Below are 14,670 nucleotides of genomic sequence, written 5' to 3'. Positions count from 1 at the left end.
GAACTTTAGATAAAAATAACAGGTGAGCAGTAACGGCGGAAGTCCAAACATTCCCCGCAGTTACGCCCGCCACCTTTTTAAGCTTAAATAAATTAATCTTAAGAAACTGCGGTTTCTTCTTAAGAAAGTTCATCCGCTTGAAGCTGCACCAAAGATTGTTTGTCTGTTATCATAAGATTAAGATGATTGGACAGCTGTGGGATGATTTCTCGAAGGTAGGAGGACTGCATAATGAAGAGTATCCGGGTACTGCTCGCAGATGATGAACCGGTGATTTTGCGAGGCCTAAAAAAACTGATTTCATGGGAGAAGCTTGGACTGACCATTGTTGGAGAGGCCAGTGATGGAATAGAGCTGAAACAACAGATCGAGGATTGTGATCCTGATCTGATTATTAGTGATATAAGCATGCCAGGATATACAGGGATTGATATCATCCGCGAGATTCATGAAGCTGGCAGAGCGGTGAAGGTTATTTTTATAAGCGCTTATCAAGAGTTTACGTATGCCCGTCAAGCACTGCAATATGGTGCGCTGGATTATTTGGTGAAGCCCGTGAACAAAAACCAGCTGGAACAGGTTGTGAGCAAAGCCGTTTCCCTTATTCGTCAAGAAACAGAAGGCGAGCGCAACAAAGAGAAGCTAAACCATTATGAACAGAGAAACCGCAGATTAACGATCGAAGAATTGCTCGACAAGCTGACGGACGGCAATAAGGGGACAGCAGACACCTTGCTTGATATGGGGATTATTGCGCTAAGTCGCTACGTCAGTATCTGTTTGGTAGAGACGGACGAATCGTCGGGGCAGCCTTCCAGATGGGAAGAACGCGAACGTAAGCTGATTGATTTTGCACTGTCTAACATTATTAAAGAAACCGTGGAGCAAAGCGATAATAGTTATATGTTCCGTAAAGGGGAACGTTTTTGTATCCTGCTCCAGCATGAGCATGCTGAGGAACCAGCGGGAATTGCCATAGATCTCCATGACAAAATCACAAGTTTTCTGAAATTAAAGGTGACCCTTGGAGTAGGCAATCCTGTTGACGGTATGGATGATGCTGATGAATCTTATCGTCAAGCTTTGAAAGCGCTAAATTATAAATATTTTACAGGGCCTAATCGTGTGATTTCTGTTAAAGAGAGCAGGTATGAGAGTGAATCATTGATTCAAACTCCGCTGCATGAAATCCAGTCCGCCCTTGGGATTGCCATGAAATCACAACATAAAGAACAAATTGAGCAGGAGTGCCTGCGATTATTTCAGACGATCCGGCAGATGGCAGACGGAAATAGAAACCAAGCCGTTTCTACCGTATACAATACATTTTTGCAGCTTGAACAGGAGCTTATTCAATTTGGTGTGGAGGCAGGTCCATCACTTCAGGATACAAATCCGATTCTTGAACGATTGGCTAATTATTCTACCTTTCAAGAGGTGGAGGAAGATTTCCGTGTGCTTTTGAGCAAAATGTCTGGACAAATTGCCAGTCGCATGGGCAATAAGGAACTGAAGCAGCTTTCCCAGGTGAAGGCTTATATTGAGGAGCATTATCCAGAAAATATTACACTGGAATCTATGGCAGGGATGATGTTTATGAATTCCTATTATTTCAGCAGCTTTTTCAAAAAACATACCGGACAGAACTTTAAGAATTATGTCACTGAGGTGAGGATGAATCATGCCCTTCGTTTATTGCTGCAAAGCGATATGATGGTTTATGAGATTGCCGATAGTGTAGGCTACAACAATGCCCGGCATTTTAGCGATATGTTTAAGAAGAAATATGGCAAGCTGCCACAAGAATATAAGCAATCCTTCAAAAGCCAATAGTCAGATGGATAGCAAAGGGGATGCCTTCATTCATGTTTATCTGGGGCCGAAGATCCAAAAGTATATTTGTTAAATTCTCCGCTTCCTTTTTATTAGTCGGCTTAATTCCGCTTTTTGCACTTAGTTACATTTCTGTGCAGACTTTTTCCGGATATGTCGAGCGTTACACAACAAGTAATTTGCAGCAAATGGTACTATATATGAGCTATAATCTGAATTCTGCCTTCAATCAGTACAATGAGGTCTCTAAGCTGATGTATACGGGACGATATGAAGGTTTTATCGAGAGTTATTCACAGAATCAAACCTATAATGTAAATGAGCTGGAGCAGATCAATACGATTCCTATTGAAACCTTTCTAAAAACAGTTCTCTACAGTGATTCCTACATCACCAGTGTTTATTTTCATAGGGAGTCAGACGATAAGCTCTACTATCAGGAAAAAGAAAACAGAGGGGTCAACTTTGATCTGCTGCCTTATCAAGAGTGGTTAACTAAAATGGCTCCAAATCCTTCACAAGTGGCAATTTTCCCTACCCATTCCGAAGAATATTACACAGGTTCAAAGCGCAGTGTGTTCACTATCGGCCGTACTTTAATTGATATTTCTGGGCGTGTCACCAAAGATCCCAAGATAGTAGGGACCTTGTTTATGGACGTGGATGTTTCGTTATTTAATCAGTTCTTCAGAGAATTAAATCTGGGGGGACAGGATGAATTATTTCTGCTGGATGGCGACGGAAATGTATATTTCACGAATGAGACAAGGTCAGCGAATGGAGAATCTTTTCGGGCTAAAAAGGACGAGGAGATGATCGTTCTCAGTGAAGAGATTCCTTTTCTTAAAGGCACGGTGACTGCCAGAATTCATCGGGCGAATTTATTCGATCAGCTTTTTTCAGCCCGTACGACGGTGTTTATAGCGATGTTTATTTGTGCGATTGCAATGATCATCATGGGCGTCTGGTTCTCTAGGCGGCTGGCTGCTCCGATTCGGAACTTAATTAAGCAAATGGCTATCGTAGAATCCGGTAATTTGGATACCCAGATGGTCGTGAACAGCAATGATGAAATGGGTAGACTTAGCCATGGTTTTAACCGAATGGTCGAGCGTTTACAAGCCTATATCGATGAAGCTTACGTTGCCCAGATCAAGCAGAAGCAAACGGAGTTAAATGCTCTGAAAAGCCAGATTCGTCCGCATTATTTATACAACACCCTGGAAGTCATTCGAATGAATGCGGTGGATAAAGATAATGATGAGGTCGCAGATATGATTTTATCGCTCTCTAACCAGTTGAAATATGTAATCGACTATGGAGAGGATAGGGTAAGCATACGACAGGAGCTGGAGCATCTACGGGATTATTTCTATATTATCTCTGTGCGGTATGAGAATAAATTTGAGCTTGTAGTCGATCTCTCACCCGAAGTGGATCTGAACTGGTACATTCTGAAATTGTCACTTCAGCCGATAGTTGAAAATGCTATCCAGCATGGCTTGCGCAGTCAAGGCAGAGGGACAGTTGGATTGACGATCGAAAAGAAAGATGAAATGTTGTTGGTTACGATCTATGATGATGGAATCGGTATGAGCAAGGAAAAGGTACAGCAGTTGACTGAAACCTTGGAAGAGCCTAGTTCGCCTAGCAAAAATGTTGGACTAAAAAATGTACATGAACGAATTCGTACAGTGTACGGTGCAGAATACGGATTATCCATCAGCAGTCGGGAGCATATTGGGACATCGATTCTATTGTTGCTTCCGATTGTAGAGGACCCTTATAAAATCTCAGATTCGGAGAATGCGTAAAGGATGGACGATGAACGGAAGACTGCGGTCTTTCGTTCTTTTTTTACTTATTCTTAAATTCACCGCATATCCCGCTTAAAAAAGTTCATTCTAACTATTTATAAGGAATGCTATTCTATTAGCAACGGAAACGCTTTCGAGAGATGATGCGCACATCTTGCTTCAGTTTCCACGGTTTACAAAAAGGGGAGGCTATTATGATATGTACAAAAAAACAATGATGAAACTATCCGTATTGTTACTCGCCACTACAACAGTTTTGACTGCTTGCGGTGGAAATAATAATAATGCAGGGAGTAAGGCAACCGATACGCCAGCATCCGAAACGCCTTCAAATACACCACAAGAGACCAAAAAAGAGGTTAGCTTTACGATAGGTTACGCCTCCGGAGATCCGGCCACCAAAAAAGCAATCTCAGATACGGTCAAAAAGTTTACAGCAGCTAATCCGAATGTCACTATTAAAGATTTGAGCGAAACTTCATCCGCTGCCTATCTTGATTGGCTTAAAACAAAGGATGCTGTGGGTGAATTCCCGGACCTGGTGGAAATGCGTGATACAGAAGTTTTTGCCGATGCGGGTAAGATTGTAGAGCTGCCTTCCGATCTGCTAGATTTGTTCGAAGCCCCACCACAAGTGGATGGTAAGGTGTGGAACGCACCGCTGCAAGTGAACGCTCCCCAAGGGATTATCTACAGCAAAAAAGCATATGCGGATGCAGGGATCACCGAGCTTCCAAAAACCTATGACGAATTCATCGCCATCCAAGAGAAATTGAAAACATCGGGCATTACTCCGATTGTAGTAGGTGGAAAAGATATTTTCCATATGGGTTTCTGGGTTAACAAATTCCTGATTGATGAGGTCTACTCGAAAGATGCAGATTGGAATTCCAAACGTACCGCTAAAACGGTCAGCTTCACAGATGCTAATGTAGTTCAAGGCATAACGGACTTCAAAGAATTGTTCAAGAATTATGTAGATAAAGGTTGGCTCAGCACGGGCGACAATCAGACCGCTTCGATTCTTGTTTCTGGCAAAGCAGCACAATTGTACTCCGGTACGTGGATGTTTACACAAATCGCTGAAGCGGACCCGAACTTTGAATTTGGCTTCTATGCTCTTCCTGACCGTGAAGGGAAAATCAATGTCATTGGTCTTCCGTCACCAGCAGGCTGGTCTTTATCGGCTGAAGCCGCTAAGGATGCAGACAAAACAGAAGCCATTAAAGACTTTATCCGTTTCTTCTTCGCCCCAGAACAGTATTCGAATTATTTAGCAACCATAAATGCGATTCCTTCAACAAAAGAGAAAGTAACCTATGACACAAGTGAACAAATGCAAGTGGCTTTAGATCTTATTGCTGACCCGAATGTAGTGAAATCCTTGGCGATCAATAACTGGTGGGGAGACAATCTAATCCCTCCACAGTTCCGTAACTGGTACTACAAACTGTTGCAGGATCTCGTGGTAAAAGATGGAGATGTAGCGAAGTACATGAAAGATGCGGATACAGAGTATGACAACCAAGTGAAAGCTAATCAGATGTAAGAGCAGCGCCTGATCGAGCAACCTCTGCTGCTGCAGAGGTTCTCTTTTTAACAAGCGCGGTCTTTAAGGGAGGGAGAGTAGCCATGGCTACATCCGCAGTAAATGCTGACAAGTCATTGATAGGCACTGAGCAGCAGAAAAAGAAAAAGAAAAAATGGCAGTCCTACGCTCTGCTGTTCATATTGCCATCATTTATTTTGTACACCTTGTTCGTTATCGTCCCTACGGTAGGGAGTGTCTATTTAAGCTTCACCTCATGGGATGGCATTAGCGACAACGTAAGGTATATCGGCTTCGCTAACTTTGTGGAAATTTGGAATAGTCCAAGGGTGCATAACGCACTGAAAAATACGATGATCATGACCATTTCACTTGTTGTTCTAGAGAATATTGCAGCAATTGCAATGGCTATGATGGTCGATAAGGTACGCTGGTTCCGGAATTTATTCAGAAGTGTATTTTATTTCCCTACGTTGCTTAGTGGGATCGTAATGGGTTTCGTCTGGGCGATGATCCTGAATTACAACTTTGGTGTATTTAATCAGATCCTGGAGTCTGTTGGACTCGGAAGCTGGATTGTGGATTGGTTGGGCAATCCTAAATATGCGATGCTGTCGATTATTTTGTCTACCGTTTGGAAAGGCGCGGGTTATTATATGATCATTTACCTCGCTGGATTGCAAGGCATTCCGCAGGAATTAAATGAGGCGGCCAGTATTGATGGGGCAGGGGGCTGGCAACAGTTCCGGCACATTACCTTTCCGCTGCTTGCGGGGTCAATGACTGTATGTATGGTATTATCGATGATCAGCGCCTTGAAGATTTTTGATCAGATTGCCGTCATGACCGATGGTGGTCCGGGCTTTGAGACGGAGACATTAACTTATATTATTTATAAAGTCGGGTTTGGTGAATTAAGACAAGGTTTTGGTACTGCACTGGCGATGGTCTTGTTCTTAATCATACTCATCATTACAGTCTTCCAAGTGAAGGTTCTCCAGAAGCGGGAGGTGCAGCTCTAAGATGACGATGCAGACACGCAAAAGAGTTGGGCAAATCGCACTTTTCATTGTTACATTATTAGTGGCTATTATCTTTTTCTTTCCTATTTTCTTTAATTTAATGTCAGCCTTCAAGAGTAATGCAGAGATTATGAAGGATGCAATCGCTTTTCCGAAAACCCTTTATCTGGACAGCTTTAAATATCTGTTAACCGAAACAGAGTTTCCACGGGCTATTCTGAATAGTCTGATTTTGACAGCAGTTTCTATTGCGGCACAGGTCTTGATTATTCCGATGGCGGGCTACGCAATTGAACGCAGAAATGCCAGATGGACTCGGTTCATGTTCGTTTACTTTTTAGCAGGAATGATGATCCCTTTTCAGGCGTATATGATTCCTCTGTTTAAAGAGCTTAGAATGCTGGGGTTATACGGCAGCCTTGCCGGTCCAATTCTAATTTATGTAGCCGGTGCGGTGGGCTTTGGATGCCTGCTGTATACAAGCTTTGTCAAAGGCATTCCTAGAGAAATTGAAGAAGCGGCGGAGATCGACGGATGTTCTCGTTATGCGATATTCTGGAAAATTGTTTTCCCGCTGCTAGGACCCGTCACAGCCAGTATGGTGGTCTTAAACGGACTTGGAATCTGGAATGATTTCCTGATGCCGATGCTGGTATTGCCTTCAGGACAGGCTAAAACTATGGTCGTGGAAATTTACCGTTATATCGGAGAATTCTCCTCACGTTGGGATATGATTTTTGCAGGAACAGCAATGTCGGTTGTACCTGTACTGATTGTGTTTATCGCCTTGCAGAAGTATTTTGTTAAGGGGATTGCGTCTGGTGCAACGAAGGGTTAATTCATAAAAGGGATATATCCTGTAACCACTTAGTGGGCTGCGGGGTACATCCCTTTTTTTGTAAGCGAAACAATCACTAAAGCGTATTTGGATTCGCGGTTAAACGGCGGTAGCCCATTGGCGGGAGACCTGTCCAGCGTTTGAATTGCTTGCTGAAATGGGACACATCCCGGTACCCCAGCCGGTGGGCGACCGATTCGACAGATAGGTTATTGTCCATTAGCAGCAGTTTGGCGTGACGAATGATCAAGCGGGATAAATATTGTCTTGGCGACATGCCATAAATTTGGTGAAAAACACGATTGCAGTGAGTTGTACTGTATCCAAGCTTTGCCGCAATGTGCTCAATACCGCCGCCTCTTTCGCCTGTGCTTGCAGCGGTGGAGACAGATTCTTGCAGCAGTCCTTCGATCGCGTTAGCTAGAGCGACGGTATTTTCCGTAGCCTCTGTATCTGCCAGAAGGGGCATTTCCGAAAGTACCCAGCCGCTGAGTGCGGTTAGAAGTTGCAGCGAAGCATGCAATGTAATCAGACGATTTCTGTGTGTGTCCTTTGACTCTGACAGAATGGAAGAATTAATGATCACATCTAGAGCGGAACGAATGGCTCGCAGCTCCGGGGTATTCCCACTTAGACTAACAGCGTCTGCTGTTAATAATGCTCGCCGTAAAATCAGATCATCAATATCAAAATGCAGGCAGTAATAAGTCATGTCACGACTAGCATTCGAACCGAGGCTGCTATGTTCTACACCGGGACGAATGAATAAAATATCACCGCTTTGCTGGATAAAAGATTTATTGCCGACCGTCATATGTTGCTCACCCTGCAGTACAACGTTAATCTCAAACATGGGATGAGTGTGTACGGGATATTGCCAATCCGGATTTACTTTTCTCCAATGCGCGGCGAAGATATGGAAAGCCGCTTGAATGTCTGGAGCCATCTGGCCATCAATAGAATTATGAAAAGCGGGATCATTCGAGATCATTTCAATCCTCTTTTACTGTAAAGTTTGGCTTCATTATAACATAGGTTTTTGTTGATGTTTGATTTGCCCAAATAATAGAAGGCTTTAACCCTGTTGCACTTCCGGAAAGATCGATAACATGGAGATATAGCCCGGTAGTATCCGGGACCATGCTGGAAGGAGTGTTATTATTAATGTCGCATAATCAATTTTTTAATGCCCATCATTCACCGATCGGTGCATTTGCGAGTTTCACTTTAGGATTCAAAGGAGCTAGTGGAGGTTTCGATCTGGAGATTGGAAAACCACCTAGACAAAATATATTCATAGGATTAGAACGTGCTGATGGGAAGGGATATGACACACTGCCATTTCATGAGATCGGAGGAGAGGACGAGAGCAAACGCTATGATATCGAGAATCCGGATCCTAATCCTGACAAGGAGAATATTCTGTTCCCTTTTCAAGAGCGTGAGATTTCTAGAGATTTTCATGTAGCCACAGACAGCTGGAGTGCGGGTGATTTGACCTTCCGGATTCTGTCCCCCGTTCGTTCTGTACCCGATCCAGAAACTGCCTCTATAGAAGAAATGAAGGATGTACTGCTGCCTGCAGTGCTGGTTGAACTCGAAGTGGACAACACCTCATCCGCAACCTCGCGCCGTGCATTCTTTGGTTTTCAGGGAACAGATGTGTATAGCGGAATGAGAAGACTGGATGATGTATCATCGGAGATTACTGGCGTTGGCCAAGGAAGATTTATTGCAATTGCTGCGGAAAAAGGAACTGCAAAGTCCGCACTGCACTTCACAATGGAGGATATTCTAACGGAGGAGCTGCAGGAGAATTGGACCTTTGGGCTGGGACGAGTCGGTGCTTTGATCATGGATGTTCCAGCCAGAGTAAAAGAAACTTACCGCTTTGCTATCTGTTTTCACCGTTCAGGTTATGTCACCTCAGGAATTGATGCTTCCTATTATTATAATCATTTTTTCAACAATATAGAGGCAGTGGCTGCATATGCATTAGCTAGATTTGATATCCTTAAGCAAGAAGCGGAGCAAGCTAACGATAGATTTACTCATGATGACCTATCCGCAGATCAAACCTTTATGTTAGCGCATGCGATTCGTAGTTATTATGGCTCCACACAATTGCTGGACTACAAGAATAAGCCATTTTGGATCGTCAACGAAGGCGAATACCGGATGATGAATACCTTTGATCTTACCGTCGATCAGTTATTTTATGAGCTGCGTTTGAATCCTTGGACTGTACGTAATGAACTGGATATGTTCGTGGAAAGATTCAGCTACGAAGATACGGTGCGTTTCCCGGGTGATGATACAGAGTATCCAGGTGGAATTAGCTTCACACATGATATGGGTGTAGCCAACGTAGTTTCACGTCCGGGATATTCTGCTTATGAGGTCTATGGCATTGATGGTTGTTTCTCACATATGACACATGAACAATTGGTTAACTGGGTGCTGAGTGCAGCAACTTATGTAGAGCATACAGGCGACCGGGGCTGGATGGAACGTAATCTCAGTATTATGGAGAAATGCCTGAATAGCATGGTAAATCGCGATCATCCAGATCCTGAACAAAGAAATGGTGTCATGGGGCTTGATAGCTCACGTACGATGGGCGGAGCAGAAATTACTACGTATGACAGTCTGGATGAGTCTTTAGGTCAGGCTCGTAACAATATTTATCTGGCAGGAAAATGCTGGGCTGCTTACTTGGCTATGGAGAAAATATTTGCAGAGCATGGGCGTGCGGAACAGTCCAAAACAGCAGGTGATCAGGCTGAAAAATGCGCCGCAACAATGGTGGCAAGTGTTACAGCAGACGGGTATATTCCGGCTGTCATTGGAGAAGGCAATGACTCCAAGATCATTCCAGCTATCGAAGGTCTTGTGTTCCCTTACTTTACAGGCTGCAAAGAAGCTCTTGATCGTAATGGACGGTTCGCCGCCTATATTGGCGCACTCGACAAGCATCTGCATGCGGTGTTACAGCCGGGAGTATGCTTATTCGAAGACGGAGGTTGGAAAATCTCCTCAACTAGCAACAATAGCTGGCTCAGCAAAATCTATCTCTCCCAGTTCATCGCCCGCAGCATTCTGGGATTGGAATGGGAGGAACGGGGAGCGGCAGCGGATCGTGCTCACGTAGCTTGGCTTACCCATCCGGAGTTGTCGATTTGGAGCTGGAGCGATCAGATTATTTCCGGTGAGATCACGGGCAGTAAATATTATCCGCGTGGCGTTACAGCGATTTTGTGGTTAGATGAGAAATAAGAGTAGATAGTTTCAATAAGTAGAAACGGAATATGCAAAAATACTAAGAGGGGGCTACCCCTCTTTTTTGCTGTGTCGACGCTCCCTCCTTGATTCAATCTACCCCCTACTGAAGGGTCTTCATTCAAGAATTAACTTGTCGATAGATCTAATTGCTGCTATAGTCATACTGACTTATTAAATGCGTTTAATAAGTCAGTATGACTATAGGTGGGAGAGCCATGGCGAGTGAGAAACGACTTCCTTCACTGCAAATGAAATCTGAAATTATCCGAAATATTCGAACAGCATTATTAGAACTAGGAAGAGCAACGAAGGCAGAGTTAAGCCATAAATTACAATATAGTTTCCCGACGATTAGTAAATTTCTAATGCAGATGGAAGAGGCAGGGGAGATAACGATCAGCGGTCTGGATGAGTCAAGTGGTGGAAGAAGGGCAATAAGATATGCCTACAATCCGAATTATCGGTTAGGCATGGCTATTTTTTTGGAAAAAAATGAAACGAATTATACCATCTATAATTGCATTGGTGAGGTAATCAAAGAAGGGAGTTTACCCAGTATTCTTGAGGAAGATGTTAGTAAACTGGTCACGCTTATTGAAGATGAAAAAAAGGACAATCCTAAAATCCATTCTGTGGCTATTGGAGTTCCAGGTGCGGTGAATCATGGGCAGATTTTTCTGATTCCGGGTTATGAGAAATATCAGAATTTAGATTTGAGAAAACACATAGAAGATCAACTATCCATTCCGACAATCGTGGAAAATGATATGAATGCGGCTGTAATCGGCTATATGACGCAACGAAATTTGAAAGAGAATACTTCTCTAATGTATCTGTATTTAGGGAAAAATGGTCCGGGAGCTGGGATCGCGGTCAATGGTGAAATTGTGCGAGGAAAGACGTTTTTTTCAGGGGAAGTTCAATTCTTGCCCCAGTATGACAATAGAAATTTCATAGAGGCATTAACTGGAGATCCTGGTGGATCAAATATGCAATCGAATCAAAGCGTGGATGCGATTAGTCGATTAGTGGCTACTATGACTTCTATTTTGAATCCACATTATATTATTTTTTGTGAGGATGAATTAGCTCCAGCTATGCTTAATCAAATCGCTGAGCGAAGTGCCACATACGTTCCGAAGGAGCATCTTCCAGCGTTAGCGGTGAGTAACTTGAAGCGTGATTATCTGAATGGATTACAAAGTCTTGGATTAGGATTATTAGTTTCACAACAAATAGATGAGAACAATTAAGGAGATAACTATGGCAACTTTTTTTCTTATTATTATTTATTTAGCCTTTATTAGTTTAGGCTTGCCAGATTCATTGCTTGGATCCGCTTGGCCAGTGATGAGAATGGACTTAAATGCTTCATTAGGTACGGCTGGAATTCTTTCGATGGTCATTGCAGTAGGCACAATAGTGTCCAGTTTGATGAGTGGCATTATCCTTAAACGTTTTGGTACGGGGAAAGTGACTCTTGTTAGCTGCATCATGACTGCTGTAGCGTTGCTTGGTTTTGCATGGTCACCTTCGTTAGTGTGGTTAATTGTTGCTGCGATTCCACTCGGTTTAGGTGCGGGATCTGTAGATGCCGGATTAAATAGTTATGTTGCTACGCACTATAAAGCCCATCATATGAGTTGGTTACATTGTTTCTGGGGAGTGGGCGCCACGCTGGGTCCTATTATTATGGGCTCTTTTATCTCTGGTGAAGGTCTATGGCGGCAAGGTTATCTTACGGTTGCTTACATACAATTGAGCTTAGTCATTATTCTATTCGTTACACTGCCTTTATGGGATAGAGTGGCTGGGAGTAATAACCACCCGAATGCTGAAAGTGATCCCGAGTTCAATCATCCGGAGCTAGAGCATGCCGGAGAGAACACAAAACCTTGGAAATTAAGAGGGGTAAAGCTAGCGATGTTAACCTTTTTATTTTATTCTGCCATAGAAACGAGTATGGGGTTATGGGGGAGCAGCTTTCTTGTAAACATTAAAGATATTCCTGCATCAACTGCAGCGACATGGGTATCGTTTTTTTATCTAGGGATTACCTTTGGTAGAATGGTGACGGGTTTCATTACTTTTAAAATGAGTAATAAACAGCTAATTCGATATGGTCAACTCATTGCTTTAATCGGTACGGTGCTGTTAGTATTGCCGCTTCCAACTATAGTTTCACTTGTAGGATTTATGATTATAGGTTTAGGGTTAGCCCCCATTTTTCCGTGTATGCTACATGAAACCCCTGTACGATTCGGGAAGAAACATGCTCAGTCAATTATGGGCTTTCAGATGGCAACAGCTTATACCGGCACCACGCTGATGCCGCCTTTTATCGGCTTATTAGCTTCGAAATTCACGCTGGGTATTTTTCCTGCGATGATCATTTTTTTTGCCATCGTTATGCTCTTGTGTACAGAAAAGCTTAATCATTACTCAGCAAAAGTAAATGTCGGTTAAATTTGAATTGAATATATTACGGACTAACCCTTCATATATATAGCTATAGGAGGGGGGAGCTGTACATGTGGTTGTTAATTATTATAGGTGTTGGATGTCTCTCCGGTTTTATATTGTTTAGAAAGAATATATTGGCCGCTGATCAAGAATATTTTCAAGGACCGGAGAAATTGTCCATCATCATCCCCGCAAGGAATGAAGAATATAATTTGCGTTTTCTGCTCGACTCACTCCAGCTCCAAACCATTACCCCCTATGAAATTATTGTTGTGGATGACTTCTCGGAGGATCGGACCAAGGAAATTGCCGAAAGCTATGGAGTTAAGGTTATTGCAAATAGCAGTCTCCCTGAGGGATGGACGGGCAAGAGCTGGGCAGTATGGAATGGATATTTGCAAGCCTCGGGCGATATTTTTGCTTTTCTGGATGCAGATATCCGGTTAAAGTCTAACGCTCTGGCCTCATTATTAAAAGCAAGGGAGCTATCGAAAGGTGTCATTTCGGTAGTTCCTTTTCATCATACAGAAAAGCTGTTTGAGAAACTTGCCTTAATTATGAATATGCTGGGGATCTTCACATTCACCTCCGTTTTTGAAAAGAATAACACCAAAAAAGGATTATACGGTTCGTGTATTCTAGCTTTAAGGCAGGATTATGAAAAGGTTAATGGCCATCAAAGCATTAGATCTGAAGTGCTGGATGATTTGTCTTTAGGAGAGAAGTTTATCGCGGCAGGTGTTCCCATTAGAAATTTTATCGGGTATGGCTTAGTATCTTTTCGTATGTATCCGAAGGGGATAAAAAGTGAAATTGAAGGCTTCAGTAAAGGGGCTGTCTTAAGCACCTCAACGTTAAGCCCGCGGACGATTATTCCAATTGCACTTTGGGTGGTCGGGCTCATCATCTCAGAAACTGTGTTTATTTTTGCGAATACTTCTTGGGGATTGCCGTTACTTTTTGGTTATCTCCTTTATATGTTCCAGCTCTTTTATTTTATTAAATATGTAGGGGTTTTTGGCATCGTCATTCCAGTATTTCACGTGGTTGCTACTCTTTTCTTTATCTTGATTATGCTTTATTCGATATATCAGGTCGTTTTTCTGAGGCATGTAAGCTGGAAAGGAAGGCATATCCAGGTGGGAGGCCATAGGGACTAATGATCATATTGTGGGTCGCGGGTTTATTTTTGTCGGGATCTCTTATGTTTTCCTATTGGCTTGGGCTGGCGCGTAAAAAGAATTTAAAGGTCATAGGCGACGGTAATCCGGGGGCTTTGAATCTCTGGAAGTCATCTGGGTATAAATTCGGAATTTTTGGGGTGTTGTTGGATTTTTTAAAAGGATATCTGCCTCTTTTATGGGTAATGGGAAGCCATTATAGTCAGGGTTATTTCATTATTCCGCTTGCCTTAGCTCCTATTGCCGGTCATGCCTTCTCTCCATTTCTTAAAGGAAAAGGAGGGAAGGCGATTGCCGTAACCTTTGGGGTATGGAGTGCATTGACAGGATTCAAAGCCTCTTTAGCGTTAGCGGTCATCCTGGCAGTGTTGAAAGTGCTCGGCAGCGGGTACAAAAGCAGAGGAAATTCACCTGTCTCGGATGGTGTGCAAGTGGTTAGCGGAATGCTGCTCCTTTTTGTCTATTTGTGCATCAGTAAGTGGTCTGCTCCTATCCTATGGGTATGGCTTGGGAGCTTTGTAATCCTTGTGTATACGCACAGGTTAGAATGGATTGCATGGGTGAAGGAATATTTAAAAAGGGAGCGGGGGCATTGAAGTTACTTTTATCTCGTATAGGTTAATAAACAGGTTTCCAGCGATTAATTTCGGGGAAGCCTGTTTTTTTCGGTTTTATAAGATGCGTT

At 43.0% G+C, this 14,670-nt stretch carries 11 protein-coding genes; 10 read left to right on the top strand and 1 reads right to left on the bottom strand.

From position 1 onward, the window contains the following. The first annotated feature begins 231 nt into the window (after positions 1-231). The 5 genes from NYE35_RS18805 (at position 232) to NYE35_RS18785 (ending at position 7,059) form a co-directional block, all read left to right on the top strand. Entirely contained in the window at positions 232-1,833 is a 1,602-nt protein-coding gene (locus NYE35_RS18805; RefSeq protein ID WP_076274956.1) for a response regulator, read from the top strand. Positions 1,834-1,865: 32 nt separating this feature from the next. Then, complete coding sequence (locus tag NYE35_RS18800) at positions 1,866-3,647, top strand: cache domain-containing sensor histidine kinase (protein ID WP_076272704.1); 1,782 nt, start codon at positions 1,866-1,868, stop codon at positions 3,645-3,647. Between the two features lie 202 nt (positions 3,648-3,849). After that, positions 3,850-5,199, top strand: coding sequence for an ABC transporter substrate-binding protein (locus NYE35_RS18795; RefSeq protein ID WP_036688291.1), 1,350 nt, complete (start codon positions 3,850-3,852; stop codon positions 5,197-5,199). 83 nt (positions 5,200-5,282) lie between these two features. After that, positions 5,283-6,221 (top strand): carbohydrate ABC transporter permease, encoded by a 939-nt coding sequence (locus NYE35_RS18790; protein WP_076098942.1) that lies wholly within the window; start codon positions 5,283-5,285, stop codon positions 6,219-6,221. Position 6,222: 1 nt separating this feature from the next. Then, positions 6,223-7,059 (top strand): carbohydrate ABC transporter permease, encoded by an 837-nt coding sequence (locus NYE35_RS18785; RefSeq protein ID WP_170914270.1) that lies wholly within the window; start codon positions 6,223-6,225, stop codon positions 7,057-7,059. Between the two features lie 76 nt (positions 7,060-7,135). On the opposite strand, the gene NYE35_RS18780 is transcribed toward NYE35_RS18785, so the two are convergent. Next, entirely contained in the window at positions 7,136-8,050 is a 915-nt protein-coding gene (locus tag NYE35_RS18780; protein ID WP_341121871.1) for a helix-turn-helix transcriptional regulator, read from the bottom strand. 173 nt (positions 8,051-8,223) lie between these two features. Here NYE35_RS18780 and NYE35_RS18775 point away from each other — a divergent pair, with 173 nt between their 5' ends. The 5 genes from NYE35_RS18775 (at position 8,224) to NYE35_RS18755 (ending at position 14,581) form a co-directional block, all read left to right on the top strand. After that, entirely contained in the window at positions 8,224-10,335 is a 2,112-nt protein-coding gene (locus NYE35_RS18775; RefSeq protein WP_341121870.1) for a glycoside hydrolase family 52 protein, read from the top strand. Between the two features lie 221 nt (positions 10,336-10,556). Then, complete coding sequence (locus NYE35_RS18770) at positions 10,557-11,594, top strand: ROK family transcriptional regulator (RefSeq protein WP_341121869.1); 1,038 nt, start codon at positions 10,557-10,559, stop codon at positions 11,592-11,594. A gap of 10 nt (positions 11,595-11,604) precedes the next feature. Then, positions 11,605-12,807 carry an MFS transporter gene (locus NYE35_RS18765; protein ID WP_341121868.1) on the top strand — a complete coding sequence of 401 codons (1,203 nt, stop codon included), beginning with the start codon at positions 11,605-11,607 and terminating at the stop codon, positions 12,805-12,807. A 65-nt stretch (positions 12,808-12,872) separates the two neighbouring features. Beyond that, positions 12,873-13,964, top strand: a complete 1,092-nt coding sequence (locus NYE35_RS18760; protein ID WP_341121867.1) for a glycosyltransferase — start codon at positions 12,873-12,875, stop codon at positions 13,962-13,964. Continuing rightward, positions 13,964-14,581, top strand: a complete 618-nt coding sequence (locus NYE35_RS18755; RefSeq protein WP_076141892.1) for a glycerol-3-phosphate acyltransferase — start codon at positions 13,964-13,966, stop codon at positions 14,579-14,581. The genes NYE35_RS18760 and NYE35_RS18755 overlap by 1 nt, the downstream gene beginning before the upstream one ends. Positions 14,582-14,670: the final 89 nt, after the last annotated feature.

Source organism: Paenibacillus sp. FSL L8-0494 (assembly GCF_038003695.1).
In the GTDB taxonomy this organism is placed as follows: Bacteria; Bacillota; Bacilli; order Paenibacillales; family Paenibacillaceae; genus Paenibacillus_AQ; species Paenibacillus_AQ odorifer.
The sequence above is the reverse complement of the archived record's forward strand: the minus strand, read 5'-3'. Positions and strand labels throughout refer to the sequence as shown.

What these genes read in the sequence shown, in the direction of transcription:
- NYE35_RS18780 (WP_341121871.1), bottom strand. Translation starts at nt 8,050, where the DNA reads ATGATCTCGAATGATCCCGCTTTTCATAATTCTATTGATGGCCAGATG.
- NYE35_RS18760 (WP_341121867.1), top strand. Translation starts at nt 12,873, where the DNA reads ATGTGGTTGTTAATTATTATAGGTGTTGGATGTCTCTCCGGTTTTATA.
- NYE35_RS18755 (WP_076141892.1), top strand. Translation starts at nt 13,964, where the DNA reads ATGATCATATTGTGGGTCGCGGGTTTATTTTTGTCGGGATCTCTTATG.
- NYE35_RS18800 (WP_076272704.1), top strand. Translation starts at nt 1,866, where the DNA reads ATGTTTATCTGGGGCCGAAGATCCAAAAGTATATTTGTTAAATTCTCC.
- NYE35_RS18805 (WP_076274956.1), top strand. Translation starts at nt 232, where the DNA reads ATGAAGAGTATCCGGGTACTGCTCGCAGATGATGAACCGGTGATTTTG.
- NYE35_RS18775 (WP_341121870.1), top strand. Translation starts at nt 8,224, where the DNA reads ATGTCGCATAATCAATTTTTTAATGCCCATCATTCACCGATCGGTGCA.
- NYE35_RS18765 (WP_341121868.1), top strand. Translation starts at nt 11,605, where the DNA reads ATGGCAACTTTTTTTCTTATTATTATTTATTTAGCCTTTATTAGTTTA.
- NYE35_RS18785 (WP_170914270.1), top strand. Translation starts at nt 6,223, where the DNA reads ATGACGATGCAGACACGCAAAAGAGTTGGGCAAATCGCACTTTTCATT.
- NYE35_RS18795 (WP_036688291.1), top strand. Translation starts at nt 3,850, where the DNA reads ATGTACAAAAAAACAATGATGAAACTATCCGTATTGTTACTCGCCACT.
- NYE35_RS18790 (WP_076098942.1), top strand. Translation starts at nt 5,283, where the DNA reads ATGGCTACATCCGCAGTAAATGCTGACAAGTCATTGATAGGCACTGAG.
- NYE35_RS18770 (WP_341121869.1), top strand. Translation starts at nt 10,557, where the DNA reads ATGGCGAGTGAGAAACGACTTCCTTCACTGCAAATGAAATCTGAAATT.